Annotated in this window: 18 protein-coding genes; 5 read left to right on the top strand and 13 right to left on the bottom strand. The window is 45.0% G+C overall.

The window, feature by feature from the left end; translation table 11 throughout:
- The gene (locus tag BLHYD_RS04570) at positions 1-321 is read right to left on the bottom strand and encodes a rhodanese-like domain-containing protein (protein ID WP_005949329.1); all 321 of its coding nucleotides are present in this window, start codon (positions 319-321) and stop codon (positions 1-3) included.
- A complete protein-coding gene (gene trxA / locus BLHYD_RS04565) occupies positions 308-640 on the bottom strand; it encodes a thioredoxin (protein WP_005949327.1) in 333 nt (110 codons plus the stop codon). The genes BLHYD_RS04570 and trxA overlap by 14 nt, the downstream gene beginning before the upstream one ends.
- A gap of 308 nt (positions 641-948) precedes the next feature.
- On the opposite strand from trxA, the gene BLHYD_RS04560 reads away from it, so the two are divergent.
- The gene (locus tag BLHYD_RS04560) at positions 949-1,488 is read left to right on the top strand and encodes a DUF1697 domain-containing protein (protein ID WP_005949325.1); all 540 of its coding nucleotides are present in this window, start codon (positions 949-951) and stop codon (positions 1,486-1,488) included.
- 669 nt (positions 1,489-2,157) lie between these two features.
- Here the strand turns inward: BLHYD_RS04560 and BLHYD_RS04555 are convergent.
- Positions 2,158-2,904, bottom strand: a complete 747-nt coding sequence (locus BLHYD_RS04555) for an SDR family NAD(P)-dependent oxidoreductase (RefSeq protein ID WP_005949321.1) — start codon at positions 2,902-2,904, stop codon at positions 2,158-2,160.
- Positions 2,905-3,329: 425 nt separating this feature from the next.
- On the opposite strand from BLHYD_RS04555, the gene BLHYD_RS04550 reads away from it, so the two are divergent.
- Positions 3,330-3,704, top strand: a complete 375-nt coding sequence (locus tag BLHYD_RS04550) for a PH domain-containing protein (RefSeq protein ID WP_005949319.1) — start codon at positions 3,330-3,332, stop codon at positions 3,702-3,704.
- A gap of 312 nt (positions 3,705-4,016) precedes the next feature.
- Here the strand turns inward: BLHYD_RS04550 and BLHYD_RS04545 are convergent, their stop codons facing one another.
- The 10 genes from BLHYD_RS04545 to BLHYD_RS04500 all read right to left on the bottom strand — a co-directional run bounded on the left by BLHYD_RS04545 (position 4,017) and on the right by BLHYD_RS04500 (position 13,650).
- Entirely contained in the window at positions 4,017-4,298 is a 282-nt protein-coding gene (locus tag BLHYD_RS04545) for a hypothetical protein (RefSeq protein ID WP_005949315.1), read from the bottom strand.
- Positions 4,299-4,914: 616 nt separating this feature from the next.
- The gene (locus BLHYD_RS04540; RefSeq protein ID WP_005949309.1) at positions 4,915-5,343 is read right to left on the bottom strand and encodes an RNHCP domain-containing protein; all 429 of its coding nucleotides are present in this window, start codon (positions 5,341-5,343) and stop codon (positions 4,915-4,917) included.
- Between the two features lie 552 nt (positions 5,344-5,895).
- Positions 5,896-6,528, bottom strand: a complete 633-nt coding sequence (locus tag BLHYD_RS04535) for a GyrI-like domain-containing protein (protein WP_005949303.1) — start codon at positions 6,526-6,528, stop codon at positions 5,896-5,898.
- Positions 6,518-6,862 carry a TfoX/Sxy family protein gene (locus BLHYD_RS04530; RefSeq protein WP_005949301.1) on the bottom strand — a complete coding sequence of 115 codons (345 nt, stop codon included), beginning with the start codon at positions 6,860-6,862 and terminating at the stop codon, positions 6,518-6,520. Before BLHYD_RS04530 ends, BLHYD_RS04535 begins: the two co-directional genes overlap by 11 nt.
- A 26-nt stretch (positions 6,863-6,888) precedes the next feature.
- A complete protein-coding gene (locus BLHYD_RS04525) occupies positions 6,889-7,809 on the bottom strand; it encodes a helix-turn-helix transcriptional regulator (protein ID WP_005949300.1) in 921 nt (306 codons plus the stop codon).
- Positions 7,810-8,135: 326 nt separating this feature from the next.
- A complete protein-coding gene (locus tag BLHYD_RS04520; RefSeq protein ID WP_005949296.1) occupies positions 8,136-8,321 on the bottom strand; it encodes a hypothetical protein in 186 nt (61 codons plus the stop codon).
- Positions 8,318-8,830, bottom strand: coding sequence for a GNAT family N-acetyltransferase (locus BLHYD_RS04515; protein ID WP_005949295.1), 513 nt, complete (start codon positions 8,828-8,830; stop codon positions 8,318-8,320). Before BLHYD_RS04515 ends, BLHYD_RS04520 begins: the two co-directional genes overlap by 4 nt.
- Positions 8,831-9,731: 901 nt before the next feature.
- A complete protein-coding gene (gene rlmD / locus BLHYD_RS04510; protein ID WP_005949291.1) occupies positions 9,732-11,099 on the bottom strand; it encodes a 23S rRNA (uracil(1939)-C(5))-methyltransferase RlmD in 1,368 nt (455 codons plus the stop codon).
- Positions 11,100-11,102: 3 nt separating this feature from the next.
- Positions 11,103-12,050, bottom strand: a complete 948-nt coding sequence (locus BLHYD_RS04505; protein WP_005949288.1) for a 3'-5' exoribonuclease YhaM family protein — start codon at positions 12,048-12,050, stop codon at positions 11,103-11,105.
- Between the two features lie 304 nt (positions 12,051-12,354).
- A complete protein-coding gene (locus BLHYD_RS04500) occupies positions 12,355-13,650 on the bottom strand; it encodes a S1C family serine protease (RefSeq protein WP_005949285.1) in 1,296 nt (431 codons plus the stop codon).
- Positions 13,651-14,344: 694 nt separating this feature from the next.
- On the opposite strand from BLHYD_RS04500, the gene BLHYD_RS04495 reads away from it, so the two are divergent.
- Genes BLHYD_RS04495 through BLHYD_RS04485 form a run of 3 tightly spaced genes read left to right on the top strand, consistent with a single transcriptional unit; the run spans position 14,345 to position 18,853 of the window.
- Positions 14,345-16,726, top strand: coding sequence for an endonuclease MutS2 (locus BLHYD_RS04495; protein ID WP_005949283.1), 2,382 nt, complete (start codon positions 14,345-14,347; stop codon positions 16,724-16,726).
- Between the two features lie 13 nt (positions 16,727-16,739).
- A complete protein-coding gene (locus tag BLHYD_RS04490; protein ID WP_021844249.1) occupies positions 16,740-17,438 on the top strand; it encodes a response regulator transcription factor in 699 nt (232 codons plus the stop codon).
- Complete coding sequence (locus tag BLHYD_RS04485) at positions 17,438-18,853, top strand: sensor histidine kinase (RefSeq protein WP_005949280.1); 1,416 nt, start codon at positions 17,438-17,440, stop codon at positions 18,851-18,853. Before BLHYD_RS04490 ends, BLHYD_RS04485 begins: the two co-directional genes overlap by 1 nt.
- The last annotated feature ends 13 nt before the right edge of the window (positions 18,854-18,866 follow it).

The following is an 18,866-nucleotide window of genomic DNA, read 5'->3' as shown; positions in this document are numbered from 1 at the left end:
TCATACTTCCACCTTTCCTGAATATGAGGCGATTCCGCCGATATTGACTACATTGGTATATCCCATACGCTGCAGCGCTAAGAACGCCTGACGGCTTCTAGCCCCAGAGTGACAGTATACATACAAGGGGGTCTCTTTCCCCGTGATTATAGATGCAACCTTGCCAATATCCTGCAACGGTATATTTTTACTGCCGGGAATATGGCCTTCGTTGTACTCCTGGCCAGTTCGTACATCCAGCAACACTGCACCGGAATCCGCCTGGTACTCTCTTACCCCCTGGTCAATATCTGGTTGCCTAAAGAAATCAAAAAGTCCCATTTTCTGCACCTCCTTGTAGCATTTCTAAAATCATATTTTTCGGCCTCGCACCCACCGTTTGACCGACAACCTGTCCATTCTTCACCGTTACTAATGTAGGAATGCTCATAATTCCGAACTCTCCGGCCAATTCCGGTTCTTCATCTACATTGACCTTACACACCTTGATATCGGACCGTTCATTGGAAATTTCTTCTATAATCGGAGTTACCCTGCGGCATGGGCCACACCAGGGAGCCCAAAAATCTAAAAGAACCGGTTTATCTGAGTTCATCACTTCTCTTTGAAAATTACTTTTATGAATATTAATGATAGACATCTTGTCGCCCTCCTTATTTCCTTCTGTGATATTACTATAACCAATTTTTTCATATCTTTCCGTGATCTTGTCACATTACTTTTTCGTGGTCTCTTCCCTGGCATTCGGCAAATTCCACACGCCACAAAAATAGTCACGCTGTCAGTCCCTTTTTACTCTTCAGAGATAAAAGCAGGAACATTCCAGAGAAAATGCACACCCTAAAGGCTTCCCAAAGAAATGCGAAATTTCATTGTTACCCCTGTGATAAAATGGTATAATTCATTTGCCGAAAAGATAGAACCGACCTCAGGCAAAGGAGTATCATTATGAGAAGATATATCGCATTTTTACGTGGCATTAACATAAGCGGAAAAAATAAAATTCCCATGGCTGAACTGAAAAAAAGCTTTGAAAATCAGAATTTTTCGCAGGTAAAAACATACCTGAACAGCGGAAATGTAATTTTTTCCAGCGACGAAGATCACCTGGACAAGCTGACAGGCCAAATAGAATCCACGATTAAAAAGCAATTTGGCTTTGACATCCCTGTTTTCGTTATATCAAAAGAAGAACTCCATACTCTTTTACACAACGCGCCTGACTGGTGGGGAAGCGGGGCCAAAGAAATCTATGACAATTTGATTTTCATCCTGCCTCCGGCCACCTTCAGCGAGGTGTTCCTTGAGATCGGCGAGCCCAAAGAGGCCTTTGAAAAAATTGAACACTATAAGAACGCAGTGTTCTGGTCTTTCAGCCGAAAAGATTATCAAAAGACAAACTGGTGGTCAAAGACGGCAAGCGCGTCCGTCAGCCACAAATTGACGATAAGAACGGCAAACACTGTCAGAAAAGTTTCTAAGATGTGAGGAATTTACAAAGACTGGTACATAAACAAATATCCCACTCTGGATGTGCAAGGGGACATAATCGTGCATGATCTTGTATACTCAGGGAATTTCTGTCGGAGGCTCCTTCCAAAAATGAATTACAGAAACTATACAGCAACTCAGACAACTGAATGGTACAAAATGGAATTTCAAGAAGCCTATTCTAATTTTTACAAAGAATTAGGGGAAAATAAAAAAATGGTGTTGTCAACATCCAGAAATGACGTCGTCACATCCAGAATGATGAGCATTATAGTTTTATGGTAAAAAACTGTATTTTCAAACAGATAAGACACTCAGAAAATACAGCCAGCTAAAAGAAAATCCAAATGTTTTCCCCTGTATCGACAACATACAGATTGAGGGACACTCTGAAGAAATCGGGAGCCCCCTTGAACACTTAGAATTTATCAATACTTATGAAAAATATTTTCCAAGTTCTTATGCGCGATACACTGCCTTTGACGACGAGTGTCTGTTTGCAGTAATCCAACTTTTATCGAACGTTGGCTGTATATAGAAAACATACCGTATATAGAAAAATACGACATAGCGAATCAATAACATCATTTAGAACCATACATCGGAATATAACAGATGATTTTGGAAAAGGCAGGGCAGACACAGCTGCCCTGCCACAATGCACAATCAAGCTCTTGCCATCCCATCTACACTCAGTACAACCCCAGTAATATACGAAGCCTCTTCAGAAGCCAAAAATATGAAGGCATTGGCGATATCCTCCGGCCTTCCCAGACGGCGCAGGGGAATGTTTGCAGTCAGTGGTTCCAGAACTTCTTTGGGAACCGCTTTCATCATGTCTGTCTGTGTGATGCCAGGAGCCACAGCGTTTACCCGGATACCCTTTGGCCCTAGTTCTCGTGCCAAAGATACTGTCAGCCCGTTCACCGCAAACTTAGACGCAGGATATGCAAAACCGCTGGGCTGGCCAGAAATGCTCACCATAGATGAGGTGGAAAGAATCACTCCGCTTCCCCTGGCAACCATACACTCTGCTGCTGCCCGGGTAGCATTAAAGACCCCTTTCACATTCAAATCCATGACTTTATCAAAAGTCTCCTCTGTGTATTCCATAAATGGAGTGCTCTCGGAAACACCTGCGTTGTTTACCAGGATGTCCACACAGCCATACTTCTCTGTAGCTCTCTTAAACATTTCGCGGACTGATTCTAAACTGGCCAGATTCGGGCTGATTCCCGCCACAGTCGCCTCCGGATATTTTTCTCTTAATTTTTCAACCGCTTGGTCCGCAGATTTCTGAGAACTTGCAGTTATGATTACAATAGCTCCTTCACTCAAAAACTTATCTGCAGTGGCAAATCCGATTCCACGACTTCCTCCGGTGATAATGGCAACTTTATTCTTTAATCTCATACTGAGCACCTCCTTTTTTTCTATGGCTCAACTATACCTGATTTTTTCTCTGTTTTCTGTGATATTGTCACACTGGGAACGGATTTTTTCTTTCTGTCCCATCAGCTCCCACAAGGAAGGTGTGCAGCCGCCATGACAAAACGGCCTTTCACAGCGGCTTTTGAAAAGCCGTACCTTACTCCCCCATACTCCGCTTTCAAAGACAAAAGCTTCTAAAAATGTGTCAAGACTTTTGTCTAAACCATTTCAAAGGTGCTCTTTTCCCATCGCCATGTGCCGCGCCCCCATTAAGGTGTGTACTAAGAAAATTACAGTGCAAAGCTTTTATCTGCTATAATAATTGCATCTGCCTGTGAGGAATAAAATCATATTCAAAGACAGATTCACTACTGGCGTTCCCATAAAACAGTTTAAGGAGGAAAAAAATGATTGATTTTAAAAATGGAAGCGTATTCAAATTAAAAAGAACCGGGAAATTTAACAACGAAAAAGTGATCGCCCCACTTTTTGTACCCGGTGAGATCTTTATTGGCGAGTACCAGGCAATCCGCGATTACATTATCTTCACTAACAAGCGGGCAATCGCTGTTAACGTTCAAGGTGTTACCGGGAAGAAGAAGGATTTCACAACTCTTCCCTACTCAAAAATCCAGCTTTTTTCAGTGGAAACCGCTGGTATTTTGGATTTGGACAGTGAGCTTGACCTGTACTACAGCGGTATTGGATTAGTTAAATTTGAGTTCACTGGTGAAAGCGATATCGTGAATATCGCTAGAATAATCGGCGAATATCTCTTATAAACTCTCTCACACCGGGGAGAAAATCTGGGCAGCCAGGAGCGCCGGCTTGACCCAGCATTATAAGTCTAAGGGGCCTCTTTCCACTCCCACAAATCCCGGTAAATATCCCTGCGGGGTCCAGCCTGCTCCTAATTTACCACGGAGGCCCCTTTGTTTTTGTCCGCGGATAACGTCACGATTATGTGGTTTTTTCAGCGGCCATAAGATACATAAAATTTTATTCCTTGTCCCTCTTAATAGCCACTTTACTAACACTCATGACTGCCAGCCATCTCATCCAACTCTGAAACTTCCTTTATGCATATGCATCTTTCATGAAATCAATCTTAAACTCTTTCGCTTCTTCCCTATGTGGAGTCTGGCAGTACAATTTACCTCCATCACAAAATCTTTATCTTTCTTCTTAGTATATCCTTTAAATTGCACAATTTCATCACCTATTGCAAGCAAAACTGTACTACCAATCATTCCATAATAGGATTTTTCATATGACAGATAGTGGATTCCCAGCTCATTGATCTCACTGGCCATGGTCACAAACGTGGCACCATATTTTTCGCCATACCCAGTCAATAGAGAAATGCAGACTCTCATAACTTTTCTATCTCCATTCTGATCTCAGACGGAACAAAAGCCTACATAGGATTAAATATACATAAAACTGGACAGTGCCTTTCTAAGAACAGGCTGTTAAATTTAATATCTTGGAATCACACATTGGGGGCTTTTCGTTTCTCCATCTTCCGGAAGAAATTCTTCCAGAAATGATCTTTTACAGCTGCTTGCCGCTGCCGCCTCTTGACAGAGAAGTGATCTGATATTGTGGTATATAGCCTGTAATAAGCCAGCCAATCTCTTTTTTCTTACCGCTTGTGCCATCCGCATAAAGCCTTCACAGGCTTATTCCTGCCCCCACAGAAATCATACAGAAATCCGCGACTAACATGTTTAGGAAACCAATATTTTTACAAAGAAAGCGGTTGAACACTCCTCAGATTCCTTCAGAGTGTTCAACCGCTTTCTTTGATTTTGAGGTTTTTGCGTATATTGGACAGCGTTTTGCTCTACCTCTTTTCCATGTAGCTTTTCCTGACCAGGCAGTGCTTCACCATACTTTCTGTGAAAGCTTTCATCACTTTCATCTTTTTTGATGCCTCAATCTTCCCCATCCACGCCTTAATATCATCTGTTCCCTGCCTACTTTCCATCGTCAATATTTTAAGCTGCCGTCACCTCCCATAAGGGCGGTCAGTTCCTCAATGCGCTCCACCGGGAACGGCGGTTCACACAATGGCTTCATGGCAATCGCCATAAGTTTCATCGGGTTATCATCCGCTGCCACCCGGTTGGATGACAGTTTTCCACAGATACGGCACCGGTGTATGAGGGCCCATTCGCCATTTTTTCTTACCCATACAGCAACTGGCTCCATGACTCCTCCGCAGTCTGCTTCCCTGTCCCCAGGTTCATTATCCAGATGCTGGCTGCTCAGACAATTCGGGCAGTGGTTCCTGTGTCCGGATCCTGCTCCTTGCGGAACAACTAGGCGCCCGCACACCTTACAGGTAAAAGAATCGGTGCAGGCATGATTTTTATAATAATGTTTCTCGTATTTTTTTCGTTTGTTCTCACGGTTCATTGAATTTTCCTCCTGAAAGTCTTTGATGTATCCAAATCCTCTGGGAGGTTTGCCGGGTTATTGTACGCAAGCCTCCCGGCTTGATACAATAGCACATCCGTTGTTTTTCAAACAGCATACCCCTTCCTGTATTTTATTTGTGCATACAAGATAAGTATAACAGAGAAACCTCTTTTAGACAATCTGCTGAATCGAAAAATTCCAAAGTCGGTCCAGAAAAGCCGGTGTCTTCTGCTTTATCCAACGTCCTCAAAGGGATGGGGGAAAACATAACATTTGCTTCGACTGTCACTTTCAAGACTCACTCGCAAGTCTTAGCGCGGGATTCGGGTCAGCACTAGCCGACATCATTCATCTTTGAATCCCTGCGCATCCTCGCGGAACGTTTATTAGATGGGAGATTGACGCCTGCCCCTGATACTAATTTCTTGCTCACCGCCTATAGAGGTGGGAGTCTTCCCCATCTGATAAATACAGTCCCTATAAATGTCCTCATTGTCCGCAGACAGACTTCCTCTGGCATCAGCAAATACATTTTATGTCACTCCCGCATCACCTCTTCCTTACCGGATGGCGGATCACCGTCCTCCACTTTTCCTGCGGGACGCGCCTGGCATCCGAGAGATAGATTTCATGATGCATCCGGCCATTGGAAAAATCATTTTCATATCCATTTTCTCTGAGAAAAGCATCCATCAGAGCAATGGTCCGGGGTTCTTCGTCAAAAGCGCCCATATGCATACACTGAACACACAAACCCTCTTCAACTGTAACAAACTCCACCTTTGAAAAATCTTGCTTCTTTTTCCTCTCTGCCTCCTGAACCGCCCAGTCAAAGTCCTGCTTCTTTACAAAATCCGGTAAGCGGATTACGGAAATCCACTGAAATTTTTCCTTTCTTTCATAGTCAATTCCTTCTATGCCCTCCTGCTGCCAAAAGCCTTCCAGAGGAGGCACCACATAGTCAAAATATCCCTGAATTTCGTGACTGCTTTTTTTACTCATCTTAATGGTAAACGCAATTCCATACAAAAGCCCAATCGATTCCTTATATGCTCCGCCTTCTTCATTGGGATTCCCTTTCCCCCGGACCGCAATATACTTCATCTTCGGGATCTCCACAAGCTGCGGTTTCTTACTCGGAAGATAAAATTCTCTGTATTCTTTTTTATAATCAAATGCCATTTGTCGTTCTCCTTCTTTTCCTGGTTTTCTTTGCCTTTGGCTCCGGAAGTTCCGAATACATTTCTCTGACCATCTGGCATAGCTTCCCGCTGTCTTCCAAAATCGTACAAGGAAGCAGCGCCGCCGGAGTATCCGTCCACACCTCTTCCCGACACTCCGGCATAAACCGCCTGGAAACAGAAGTGTCTTTTACGGCGAACCCATCGCCATATATCCCGCCGATCAACTTTTCACGATAGTAAAACAGCCAGCCGCCCATCATGGGTATGTATCGGATTTCTCCCAACGGAGCCAGCTGTTCTGCGACATAAAGCGCCAGTTCCTTTTGCGCCATAAATCTTCCTCCTGTCTTTTTCCTGTTTAACCTCTGTCCTCTTTTCGGTAAATAGACGCAATGCTTTCCGCCGTTTTCAGCAGTTTTTCCCTTACTTCAGCCGGCTCCAGCACCTTGGCCTTTTCCCCGAAAGTCAGCAACCAGCCTATCAGGGAACTTTCATCGGTATAATCCATCTCAAACAGTAACCGTCCATCTTTCTGCTCTTTGAAACAGTGAGGACCAAACTCTTCCACCAGCCGCCATTTTGCATCTGGCTCAAAATGAACCTTTACCCGGATATTTGCCGGAAAAATTCTCTCATTAGAAAGATCAGGCATGGGTACCTGTTTTGGGACAAATTTTCTCTCCGTCTTTTTCAGATCCTCCATCCGGTTCAGTTTGAACATACGAAAATCCTCTCTTTTCCGGCACCATCCCCAGACATACCAGCTAGACCATTTAAAAATCAGATAATAAGGTTCTACCATTCGAACACTCTCGCCACCGGGAGCAAAATAGTGAAAAGCAATCTGGCTGTGTTCTTCAATGGCTTCCTGAATCAAAGAAATTTTCGGCGCAAGAGACTCCTTATACCAGGATGACAGATCAATCAGCATAGAATCCCTGCCGCTGACAAAATCCGATGCCCCAGCCTGCAGCTTTTCCATCAGCTGCATGTAATAACTGCTCCCACTGACGCTGTCCAGACTCCGTAGCCCCGTCAAAATCATCTGCATGTCCCTGGAAGTCAGAAGAGTTCGGTCTATCCGATACCCTTCCATGATACGGATGCCTCCCTTGGCTCCCTGTACCGTGCAGACTGGAATCCCTGCTTTGCACAATGCCTCTATATCCCGATTTATCGTTCTTCTGGAAACCTCAAATTTCTCTGCCAGTTCCGGCGCTGTACACTTTTCTTTCTGCAAAAGAACGGATAAAATACCGATCAGCCTGTCTGTCTTCATTTGCTCCACCTGCCTATATCATAACAGTTCAAACACGACAACTGTATGTCATGTACATTTTAACATTATCAGAAAATACTGGCCAGCTATCCTCTGTTTCGGTTTCATATCATCGCCAGTATTCTGACAGCCTTATCTTTTCATATTCAATCCAGATTGATATCAGAATCATTTACTCATCAAACTAACTGGGTGCCTGCATAAAAACGGTATTGTTTTTCAATTTTTCAACAGAATAATCACATTCTTCATATCCCATATTTTCAATCTCATCAAGCCCCATAAACGCACCGTCGACGCCGCAATATAATGATGATATTTGAGAGTCAAGCCACTGCATCAGTCTCAAGTGTAGAAGGAATTTCCAAGATATTTCTCGGCTGTTTTCCACACTTGTATAAACAGACCATCGAGCTATAGGCCCACATCAGGATGGCTTGCATATCGGTATAAATCCTCTGTGTCTTTCTCCTCCCATGGGCGTAGAAGCAGTCTCTCTGTTTCAAAATCATATCTTGGCACCTCCCTGTAATTCGCATACCATGATATATTCTTCTTCGTTTTCATCCACTATTGCAAATCCGAGTTTTCTATACATTTTTACTGCGTAATTTGTCTTCTGTACGGACAGTGACGCTCTTTTATATCCTTGTGCCTTCAGCTGTTCTAGCATCTCCCGCATCATTCGGGATCCAATTCCTTGACCTCTATATTCTCTGTATAATGAGATGGCAATGAACGGCGTCTCATCATCTACATGCCCATAGTCATCCATAATTCTCGCCCAAACTGCCCCTATAGCCTTGCCGCCAAAATCGGCAACCAGACAATTATCCCCTGGTCTTATTCCAAACTCTTCGATATAAAGCTTCCGTTCAGGCAGCTCTATAATCTCTTTTGCAGGAGGCTTTACTCTCTCTGGAACATATATGGCCTCAGAAAGGAAATCCTCCCACAATCCAATCTCATCATGACGCAGATTACGGATTATATACTGATTCTTATTGTCTTTTTTATCCACTGGTTTCTCCGCCCTATCTTTTCATTTTTTCAAACTGCAAAAATATTTTCCCAAATTCTCTCTCATAAATCTATCTGAAGTTCAAGACTCGCGAGCGAGTCTTGGCGTGGGATTCGGGTCGGTATTAGCCGACATCGTTCATCTTTAAATCCCTGCGCATTCTGGCGGAGCGTTTATTAGATGGGGAATTGACACTCGCCACTAATACTAATTTCTTGCTCACCGCCCATAGGGGCGGAAGTCTTCCCCATCTTACAAAAAGAATCCATATGCTGTATCATACCATGAGATTCAAATTCTTTCTACGGTTCCGTTCACAGAATTCATCGGCTGTTGATATAAAAAAATTCCGCATACAGCCAATCTTTCCAGATCAGCCATATGCAGGATTTTCAATCATTCTCTATATCAAGTTTTCTTCGCATAGTCCAGCAAGATCTAACCAACACCAGATTTCAACCTGGCCCAACGGGAAGCTCCCTGGCCAGAGTGATGCGGTCTTTGCCGTTCCTCTTTGCTGACCATATTCCAAAAGATGTGCCAGCCGGCAGACTACTGGATGTCTTCCGGACCCTCTTCACCACCCAGCTTTCACTATAATCTCCGGTATCCTTCGGGGCGTTGGCACGGATTTCCTTTGCCATTGATCTGAACGAAGATATTGATTTCAAAAAACATGATATGTGTGAAAGACAACGGGTAGCTCGTAACCCCGGATTCTTTCAAATACCGTGCAAAGGTTATTCACCATGAATTGAGAAATGTCCTCACAAAGAAAACGCGGCCGTACACTCCTCATATCAGTTTAGAGCGTTCAGCCGCTTTCTTTGATTTTCTGCTCAATTTTATTTTGCAGGTGGCAAATAAACTGAATCACCGCATAAGAAGCCCGAAAATCCGTTTATTTGCGTTCTAAAAGGCAGATTGTCTCCACATGCACCGTCATCCCAAATTGGTCAACCGGGCACACCTTCTCCAGCCGATACCCTCCATCTCCGCACAGATACTTCAAATCTCTGGCTAAGGTCGCGCTGTCGCAACTAACATACACCACACGTCTTGGTCCCATTTCCAGGATGGTATCTAACAAAGCCCTGTCGCAGCCTTTCCGGGGCGGATCCACCACAATGACATCCGCATACACCCCTTCACTTTTACGCTTCTTCGGCAGAATTTCCTCTGCCTTTCCCACGAAAAACTCCACATTCTTCATACCGTTGATCTTCGCATTCCGTTTGGCGTCTCTGACGGCATCCGGCACAATCTCCACACCGTAGACTTTTTTCGCTTTCTGAGCCAGAAAAAGAGAGATCGTACCAATTCCGCAATACAAGTCCCAGACAACCTCATTGCCTTGCAGCTTGGCATACTCCAACGCTTTTTCATATAGCTTACGGGTCTGCAAGGGGTTTACCTGATAAAAAGACAGTGGAGAAATCTCATAAGATACCTCCCCGATCTGGTCGGTAATATAAGTCTGGCCCCAGACTGGCAAAATCTTCTCGCCCAGAATCACATTGTCTCTCCTGGTATTCACATTCGCTGTAATACTGGTCATCCCATTTATTTCGATGAGCGTGCGGATTAGTCTTTCCTTAGCAGGCAGCTTGTCTCCATTTATCACGAGACAGACCATCCACTCACCACTGGAAAAACCATAGCGAATCAAGATATGGCGTACTAAGCCAGAACCGCTCTTTTCATCATAGGGTTCCACTTGATTTTCTTCCATCCAGTCGATCACCCGATTTAAGATCTCTTCATTTCCCAAAACTCCCAAGTAACACCTGCGGGTTTCCACAATGCTGTGTGTACGGCCCGCATAAAAGCCCGTGACAATTCTTCCTTCTTTATTTCTTCCTACAGGAAATTGAGCCTTATTGCGATAGTAATAAGGCTCTTCCATTCCAATAATCGGCTCCATAGGGATGTCAGAAAACCCGCCGATTCTCTCCAGGTGACTTTTCACCCTGTTCTGTTTATATTCTAGTTGCTTCTCATAAGACAAAGCTTGAAGCTGACAGCCTCCGCAGGGCCTAGCCTGCGGACACAAAGGTTCCACCCGATCCGGAGAAGGCTCCAACACTTCCATCAACCGACCATAGCCATAGCTTTTTTTCGCCTTGATAATTTTAACTTGCACTTTGTCGCCAATCACCGCATCTTTGACAAACAAAGTGTACCCGTCTTCTGTCTTCCCAATCCCCTCACCGTCATTTCCCATATCGGTGATTCTCAGGCAAAGAATATCATTTTTCTGATAGTTCATCTTTTATAAATCCCCTGTCGTTCTTCTCAGGTTTGACTCAAACAGCCGATTATACCCCAGCCACTCCTTCTTTTCCTTGCCGGAGAAAATCTCAGTCAATGTCTCCATCCTGGCATCCGTATTGTCTGCCAGATTCAAAGCCACAGCCTCCACCAACGCCGGCTTTTTCGGTGAACCGAACTCCAATTCTCCATGATGGGCCAAAATACAATGTTTTAATTCATTGGCCAACACCTCCGGAAAATCTGGAATCTCTCGTATCAGATCATGAAGCATCTCGGTTCCGATAACAATATGTCCCAGAAGCTGCCCTTCATCTGTGTAATCATTCAGCGGAAACTCTGATAACTCCCTCGTTTTCCCAATATCGTGGCACAAAGCTGACGTAATCAGCAAATCCCTCTTAATAATCGGATACGCATCTGCCATATAATCGCAAAGTCTTACAACACCCAAAGTATGCTCCAACAAGCCTCCTATATATCCGTGATGCACCGTCTTAGCAGCAGAATGGTTTTTGAAATTTTTCACAAATTCCAGATCATCCACAAATAATTTTTTCAAGAGCAAATTCAAGTGAGGATTTTTTACACTGTTCACATACTCTAAAATTTTATGGTACATCTCCTCTGTGCTGTTTCCGCTGACCGGCAGGTAATCCGCAGGGTCAAATTCCCCATCCTCGGCCTTTCGAACTCTTTTTATATTCGCCTGACGAGCCCCTGCAAAGCTGATCACATCTCCGATCACCTCTATATAATCCAGAGCATCAAAATCACAAATCCCCTGGGAATTTGGATCCCAAATTTTCCCGTCCAGGACTCCTGTCTTATCCTGTAGGATAATACTGTCATAAGGTTTTCCATTTTTTGTAACTGCTGACTGTTTCTGCTTACACAGATAAATTCCGCTAATTCTGTCGCCCTCACGTAATTCTTCCAAATATCTCATAATTTCTATCCTTCCACTTTCTCTCTGCCTTTTGTTCTCATAACATATACTGTGACCATCTCAGGCCAACAGGCACTTCGCATATAACAACGTGGCCTCACTTCAGCTCCTCTATCCGCCGCGATATTTCGGGCAGCTCACGATTCCGCCGTTATCTGTCCGATAAATGCTTGCCCGTGCAAGTACGGCAGGTCTTCGCTCCGCTACGATCCGTTCTAGACGCGTACCACCAGCACGCAGCACCGCTTGCCGGCCTTATTGCGCTGAAAAGGCAGTGCCAACCTTTCTGGACAGCACTGTCTCTCTAACGGGATTCCACCTCTGCCTCTATTTTCATTTCCGCATAGCCTTCCGCACCCTTGCTTCGCATGACTGTCAGACTGACTTTCTGACCTCCTTCGCACTTTTGAAGCTGGCTGCTGTACTGCTGCATCGTCTCAATCTCTTTCCCATCAATCTTCTGAATCACATCACCGCTTTGGAGCCCCGCCTCCATTGCGGGAGAGTTATCCTCCACCGATTTTACATAGACGCCTTGAGGAATGTCAATACTATTCGATACATTTTCTGAAATATCCTTTCCCCGCACACCCAGATACTGTATCGCCTCCCCATTGGATAAAGTTTCAATCAATGGCTTGAGCTGGGATACTGCCAGAGCTTTGACCATGGTCTTCGACTCATTCTTCTCATCTCCGTAATCCTGGGCAATCAATCCAATCACTTCTCCGTCCGTGTCCAAGAGGACGCCGCTGCCTTGCTGACTTCCCAGAATATCTGTAATTAGCAGATTGTACTCCGTGTCTGTCACGGCTACCTTGTTCGATACAGAAGTAATTGTTCCAAAGTACACGGAATCGTCATAACCAGAAGGGCTTCCAATGGCTATCACCGTTTTCCCCTGAATCAGACTGTAGGAATTCCCCAGCACCGCCACTGAAACTCCCTCTTGGGTCTTTTTATCAACATCTCTCTTATGCACAGTCACAACTGCCAAATCTGTACGGCTGTCGCTCTTCTTTATTGCTCCATTGACGATCGTCCCGTCCTGGAAAGTCACCTGAATATTTTCCGCCTTTTTCACCGCTGTCTGTTGAGTCAAAATATAATAGTCCCGATAGTCTTCCAGAATGATAATTCCCATTGCCTTTCCACTAGTCAGTAGTGTATTATCCAGAATATCCTCTTTTTCTTTTTGTCCTACCACGGAGACAATCGCCTTCCTAGGCTCCTCCGAAATCTGAAGCGCTTCCTGGTAAGCTCTCTCAGCTTGCTCCATCGCGCTTTCTTCGGACGGCATTGCCACCGGTACCGGCGTTGCGGTGGGTGTCACAGAAGGATCATCCTGAGGAATGTCAATCTTGGCCTGCTGCTTTCCCTCATCCAATTTTCTCACAAGTCTCGGCGCGGCCACCGAAAACGCCAACGCCGCCGTCACACCAATGATAATTCCGGCACCTGCCAAAGCTCCAATCCTATATAAAAGTCTTTTTTTGTCCAGTGGCCTATTCTTGATTGTCTCTCTGATAAAATCGTAATTTTTCTCTTCACCCTTTGAAGATTTCTTGTCCCGCGAATTTATATTCTTCTCATTTCCCATGCTACATCTCCCTGCAGAAATAAGTCACGCTTAACTATGCAATCTCAATATACGTAACCATTCACCCATAAGCTAAGACCTGCTCGTGCGAGCATGGCAGGTCTTCGCTCCACTACGGTTTGTGCTAGACGTGTGCCACCGGCAAGCAGCGCCGCTTGCCGGCCTTATTGCGTACCCTCTCATGCCGCCTGTCGGCGGCACCTCCAAAAAGTATAAGCCGTGGATTGCTCCGTACATCGCACTCCCGCAAATCTGAACCCACATGGCTGAATGGTTTACATACACTCCATATCTCACATACATGGCATGTAAATACATGCAAGCATTGAACATATTTTACCAGCAAGTTATGAACAATCTATGAATAAAAAAGCTTCCCTCTATGAAAAATACGGTAACTATTCTGCCATAACAGCTCGGATTAGCTGCTGCGCAGCTTATATCGCCGCATATGCGGCGAAATCCTCGCTTATGGCTAAGCGCCATATGCCTGATAAGAGCAAAACTTCTCTGCATGCAAGCTTGCTCCAGATTTTTGTTCTAATCAGTCGCAAGGCTGAATAGTTACAAAATGCGTAACCATTTTTCTTTATTGCTTGTAAAGGTGAGGGCCATCTTGTATACTTATGATGGGAGTTTTTTTGTACGAGAAAAACCTATTTGAAACATCCCGAACAGTTTTTGAGGAGATATTATGAACGAAAAAGCATTAAAAGCGTTAGAATACGATAAAATTATTGATCAGCTCACAGCCAAGGCATCTTCCCCGATGGGCAAGAACCTCTGCAAAGATTTAAAGCCTTGCCGTGATCTGGAACAAATACAAACGATGCAGACACAGACCAAAGACGCTCTCTCCCGTCTGTTTCAGAAGGGAACTCTGTCTTTCCACAAAGTAAAGGACATACGAGGTTCGATCAAACGATTGGAGATCGGCAGTACTCTGGGAATTGGCGAACTGCTAGACATCTGCTCTGTGCTGGAAAACACAGCAAAGGCAAAATCTTATGGCCGCTTTGACCGTGAGACAGAAACCTGTGATTCCTTAGATGCCATGTTCCAAAATCTGGAACCTCTGACCCCGTTAAGCAGCGAGATTCGCCGCTGTATTCTCTCAGAAGAAGAGATCAGTGATGATGCCAGCCCAGGACTAAAACAGGTACGCAGAAGCATGAAAATCACAAATGACCGCATTCACAGCCAGTTGAACAGTCTGCTAAACGGAAGCGCACGCAGCTACCTTCAGGACGGCGTGATCACCATGCGAAACGGCCGCTATTGTCTGCCTGTCAAAGCGGAGTACAAAGGCCAAGTACCAGGAATGATTCACGATCAGTCCTCCACTGGTTCTACTCTATTTATTGAACCGATGTCTGTGGTAAAGCTGAACAATGATCTGCGGCAGCTGGAAATTCAGGAGCAAAAAGAGATCGAGATCGTCTTGTCCGACCTCAGCGAACAGGCCGCTCAATATCAGGAAGTCTTAACAGACAACCTGAATATTCTGATAGAATTGGATTTCATCTTTGCCCGAGCCGGCCTGGCATTGGAGCACAATGCCTCGGAACCGCAATTTAACACAGATGGAAAAATTCAACTAAAAAAAGCTCGCCACCCGCTGATACACAAAAAACAGGTGGTTCCCATCGACATCCGGTTGGGGGACGATTTTGACCTTCTGGTAGTCACAGGCCCTAATACCGGCGGTAAAACCGTGTCTCTGAAAACGGTGGGCCTGCTCACTTTGATGGGACAGTCCGGCCTTCATATCCCGGCTGGCGATCACTCAGTCCTCTCGGTCTTTGAAGAGGTTTACGCCGACATTGGAGACGAGCAGAGCATTGAACAAAGCCTGAGTACCTTTTCCTCTCATATGACTAATGTAGTCTCTTTTTTGGAGAAAGCCACTGATAAATCTTTGGTGCTTTTCGACGAGTTGGGAGCAGGTACAGACCCAACCGAAGGAGCCGCACTTGCCATCGCAATCCTTTCCCACCTCCACAGACAGGGAATCCGCACCATGGCGACGACCCACTACAGCGAGCTGAAGGTTTATGCTCTATCCACTCCCGGGGTGGAAAATGCCTCCTGCGAATTCGATGTGGAGACACTGCGCCCCACCTACCGGTTATTGATCGGTGTTCCCGGAAAGAGCAACGCTTTTGCGATCTCTTCCAAGCTAGGCCTTCCCGACTTTATCATTGAAAAAGCCAAAGAACAGATTAGTGAACAGGACGAAAGCTTTGAGGACGTAATCAGTAAACTGGAAGCTAGCCGAATTACCTTGGAGAAGGAACAGTTGGAAATTCAGCAGTACAAAGCTGAAATCGAGAGTCTGAAAAAACAATTGGAAGAAAAACAGGAAAAATTCGACGCGCGCAAGGAAAAAATTATCCGTGAGGCCAATGAGCAGGCTCACGAAATTCTCCGTGAGGCAAAAGAATACGCGGACCAGACCATGAAGACTTTCCATAAATTCCAAAAAGAACATATCTCCACTGCCGATGTAGAGAACGAACGCCAGAATCTGCGCAAAAAAATGTCAAAGCTCGAGAAAAACATGGCTATGAAGCCGAAAAAGTCTCAGCCTGGAAAGCGTCTGCGTCCCTCTGACCTGTCCATTGGAGCCTCTGTAAAAATCATCAGTATGAATCTCACTGGCACAGTCAGCACGAAACCGGACGCAAAAGGTAATTTATTCGTACAGACCGGTATTTTTCGCACCCAAGTCCATCTGTCCGATCTGGAATTGGTGGATGAAGTCGTGGTAAACACTCCTCTCATGCAACGCACCAGGGCAGGTAAGATTAAAATGTCCAAGTCCGCCAACGTTTCCACAGAAATCAACCTGCTGGGCAAGACTGTGGATGAGGCTATCGCGGAGCTGGACAAATATCTGGACGACGCCTACATCGCCCATCTGTCCAGTGTCCGCATCGTACACGGCAAGGGCACAGGCGCATTGAGAAAAGGTGTTCACAACTATCTGAGACGCCAGAAACATGTGGCAACTTACCGTCTCGGTGAATTCGGCGAAGGGGATGCCGGCGTAACTATTGTTGAGTTCAAAAAATAAAGGGGATTATGAAATGGCAGCAAAACAAAAAATTCTAATCGTAGATGATGACAATAACATTGCAGAGCTCATCGCTCTGTACCTGACAAAAGAATGTTATGATACCTGCATTGTCAATGACGGAGAGCAGGCTTTGCGGGAATTTGAGCATTTCCGACCAGATTTAATCCTGCTGGATCTGATGCTGCCAGGTATGGACGGCTATCAGGTATGCCGCGAAATCCGCCACACCTCAGATGTTCCGATTATCATGCTCTCCGCAAAAGGGGAGACCTTTGACAAAGTACTGGGCCTGGAGCTGGGAGCAGACGACTACATCATCAAGCCCTTTGACTCAAAAGAACTGGTCGCTAGGGTAAAAGCAGTGCTTCGTCGTTTCCATGTCAAACAGCCTGCTGCAGCTCCCGACGAAAAATGCGTCAGCTATCCAGATTTAACCATCAATCTGACCAATTACTCCGTCATCTACATGAATGAGCGGGTAGACATGCCTCCTAAAGAGTTAGAACTGCTCTATTTCCTAGCCTCCTCACCCAACCAGGTATTCACCAGAGAACAGCTTTTGGACCATATCTGGGGCTACGAATACATCGGAGACACCCGTACCGTAGATGTACACATCAAACGACTGCGAGAGAAAATCAAAGATCATGACAAATGGTCCATTGCCACCGTATGGGGAATCGGTTATAAATTCGAGGTGAAACCTTAATGTACAAGCACACACTCTTTATCAAATTTATCCTGGCCTATCTGATCTTTGGAATTCTGGGGTTTCTGCTGATTGCCACCGTCGGATCTCAGATGGTGGAAAAACGGCTGGAATTCTCCATCGGAGAAGATCTGTACAGAGAGGCTACCGCAATCTCTGAAGATTCTCTGGTTCAGAGCAACACTTCTGCCAGCAATCTGCTCTCCTTGAAACATTATTTGGAGGCTCTCTCTGAGTATCAGACTTCTGACATCTGGATTTTAAACAAGCAAGGGCAAAGAGTTTTAAGTACAGAGGAAGGTTTCAGCTATTATGATCCTATCACCATTGATGGCTTCGATCCTACAAAATGGGGAAGCTATTACCGCACTGGAAATTTTTATGGATTTTTTGATGAAGACAGACTCAGCGTGTTGGCCCCCATCACTGATGGGAGCACACTGACTATCCGCGGATATGTGGCTATGCACTATCCCATGAGTGAATTGTATTACCAAAGGGAACTTTTTCTCAGCATCAGCTATATCTTATTCCTATTGCTGTTTTTGCTGTCCCTGTCTATCCTTTTGCTGTTTCGAAAAATTGTCTATACTCCGCTGAAAAAAATCACAGAGGGCACCAATGAATTTGCCGCCGGACACCTGGACTACCAGATTCCCATCTCTTCCAACGACGAGATGGGCGCTCTGGCCGCTTCCTTGAACTACATGTCTGATGTCTTAAACCAAAGCGGGGAATACCAGAGAAATTTTATAGCCAATATTTCCCACGACTTTCGCTCTCCTCTGACTTCTATCAAAGGTTATGTGGAAGCAATCGCAGATGGAACGATTCCCGTCGAAATGCAGGGAAGATATTTAGAAATCGTATCCAGAGAAGTAGAACGCCTAGAAAAACTGACCAGCAGTCTTTTGACCTTGAATAACCTGGAAGTAAAAAGTCGGATTATGAATATCCGACCTTTCGATATCAACAAAGTCATTAAAAATACAGCTGCCTCTTTTGAGGGAAGCTGCCGTGCCCGTAAAATCCTAATTGAACTGATTCTCACCGGTGAACAACTGTCTGTCACCGCTGACATGGAACAGATTCAACAGGTTCTCTACAACTTACTGGACAACGCAATTAAATTCAGCAACGATAATTCCACAATCACCATCGAGACTACGGAGAAAAATGGAAAAATCTTCGTCTCTGTTAAAGATCACGGCTGCGGAATTCCCAAAGAAATCCTTCCCAAAATCTGGGAGCGCTTCTACAAACAAGACAGCTCCCGAGGCAAAGACCGTAAGGGAACTGGATTGGGGCTTTCCATCGTCAAAGAAATCATCAGCTCCCACAACCAGAACATCAATGTCATAAGTACAGAGGGAGTTGGCACAGAATTCCTATTTACTCTGGAAAAGACAAAGTGAGCCGCGCCCTCAC

It is taken from the genome of Blautia hydrogenotrophica DSM 10507 (assembly GCF_034356035.1).
GTDB classification, from domain to species: Bacteria; Bacillota; Clostridia; order Lachnospirales; family Lachnospiraceae; genus Blautia_A; species Blautia_A hydrogenotrophica.
The sequence above is the reverse complement of the archived record's forward strand: the minus strand, read 5'-3'. Positions and strand labels throughout refer to the sequence as shown.

What these genes read in the sequence shown, in the direction of transcription:
- BLHYD_RS04560 (WP_005949325.1), top strand. Translation starts at nt 949, where the DNA reads ATGAGAAGATATATCGCATTTTTACGTGGCATTAACATAAGCGGAAAA.
- BLHYD_RS04490 (WP_021844249.1), top strand. Translation starts at nt 16,740, where the DNA reads ATGGCAGCAAAACAAAAAATTCTAATCGTAGATGATGACAATAACATT.
- BLHYD_RS04535 (WP_005949303.1), bottom strand. Translation starts at nt 6,528, where the DNA reads ATGGCATTTGATTATAAAAAAGAATACAGAGAATTTTATCTTCCGAGT.
- BLHYD_RS04520 (WP_005949296.1), bottom strand. Translation starts at nt 8,321, where the DNA reads ATGATTTTGAAACAGAGAGACTGCTTCTACGCCCATGGGAGGAGAAAG.
- BLHYD_RS04505 (WP_005949288.1), bottom strand. Translation starts at nt 12,050, where the DNA reads ATGAGATATTTGGAAGAATTACGTGAGGGCGACAGAATTAGCGGAATT.
- rlmD (WP_005949291.1), bottom strand. Translation starts at nt 11,099, where the DNA reads ATGAACTATCAGAAAAATGATATTCTTTGCCTGAGAATCACCGATATG.
- BLHYD_RS04550 (WP_005949319.1), top strand. Translation starts at nt 3,330, where the DNA reads ATGATTGATTTTAAAAATGGAAGCGTATTCAAATTAAAAAGAACCGGG.
- BLHYD_RS04500 (WP_005949285.1), bottom strand. Translation starts at nt 13,650, where the DNA reads ATGGGAAATGAGAAGAATATAAATTCGCGGGACAAGAAATCTTCAAAG.
- BLHYD_RS04540 (WP_005949309.1), bottom strand. Translation starts at nt 5,343, where the DNA reads ATGAACCGTGAGAACAAACGAAAAAAATACGAGAAACATTATTATAAA.
- BLHYD_RS04545 (WP_005949315.1), bottom strand. Translation starts at nt 4,298, where the DNA reads ATGAGAGTCTGCATTTCTCTATTGACTGGGTATGGCGAAAAATATGGT.
- BLHYD_RS04530 (WP_005949301.1), bottom strand. Translation starts at nt 6,862, where the DNA reads ATGGCGCAAAAGGAACTGGCGCTTTATGTCGCAGAACAGCTGGCTCCG.
- BLHYD_RS04555 (WP_005949321.1), bottom strand. Translation starts at nt 2,904, where the DNA reads ATGAGATTAAAGAATAAAGTTGCCATTATCACCGGAGGAAGTCGTGGA.
- BLHYD_RS04525 (WP_005949300.1), bottom strand. Translation starts at nt 7,809, where the DNA reads ATGAAGACAGACAGGCTGATCGGTATTTTATCCGTTCTTTTGCAGAAA.
- trxA (WP_005949327.1), bottom strand. Translation starts at nt 640, where the DNA reads ATGTCTATCATTAATATTCATAAAAGTAATTTTCAAAGAGAAGTGATG.
- BLHYD_RS04570 (WP_005949329.1), bottom strand. Translation starts at nt 321, where the DNA reads ATGGGACTTTTTGATTTCTTTAGGCAACCAGATATTGACCAGGGGGTA.
- BLHYD_RS04495 (WP_005949283.1), top strand. Translation starts at nt 14,345, where the DNA reads ATGAACGAAAAAGCATTAAAAGCGTTAGAATACGATAAAATTATTGAT.
- BLHYD_RS04485 (WP_005949280.1), top strand. Translation starts at nt 17,438, where the DNA reads ATGTACAAGCACACACTCTTTATCAAATTTATCCTGGCCTATCTGATC.